The organism is Apibacter muscae (genome assembly GCF_007845595.1).
GTDB classification, from domain to species: domain Bacteria; phylum Bacteroidota; class Bacteroidia; order Flavobacteriales; family Weeksellaceae; genus Apibacter; species Apibacter muscae.
In genome coordinates, this window is record NZ_SELI01000010.1 from 1 (window position 1) to 724 (window position 724).

Consider the following 724-nt stretch of genomic DNA (forward strand, 5'->3'; position numbering starts at 1 on the left):
TGATTAACAATGATTCTTTCTTTATGGAAAATCTGGTTACTAATTTTGGTTACACTGAGGATAAAAAACTGCTGAATTGGGTAATGGAAAAAAACAAGTCTAATGCTGTGGAATTTGTGAAAAATAATATTTTTGTGAAAAATTGCCAAGGTGACCTTGAAATACGGGAAGGTATTTTAAAATATATTGAGGAAAATACCAATGAAAATGATAATACTTATTATACTGCCCTAGAAAGTTTCGGTTATAATATTGGAGATGATAATAATTTCAATAAAAATGAAAAAGTGAAAATTATTGCCTATATAGCAAACTCCTTAAGTCCTTTATTTTATAAATATACTCAATTAAATGGAAATGCTATATGGAACAGTGCTACTATGCTATATAATTTAAGTGTTAGAAATGAATATATCATATCTGAAATTGAAAAAAATAATTATTTTAACCTTTCTAATCTAAAAGAAGTAATTGAGAATTTAGATGAAGAAGCGCCTCCTTTGCCTGCGGAATAACTGAGTATTCTATTCTGTTATTTATTACTATAGATTGTTTTAAAATGATTTTTTAATTTTTATATTTTATGTTTGTAAGTCCTGATCTTATTAATCTTTTACGTTAATGGTTATTGTAATAAACCTTTAACACTCGATTTTTTTAAGGATATGCTTTTTCAATTATGGTCTTCTGAAATTAAAAATTTCTCTATTGAGGATGTTGAAAA

General features: G+C 25.6%; 1 protein-coding gene. It reads left to right on the forward strand.

The window, feature by feature from the left end; translation table 11 throughout:
- On the forward strand, positions 1 to 515 hold a 515-nt coding region (locus ETU10_RS00145; protein WP_221410351.1), incomplete at its 5' end, for a hypothetical protein.
- Between the last annotated feature and the right edge of the window lie 209 nt (positions 516 to 724).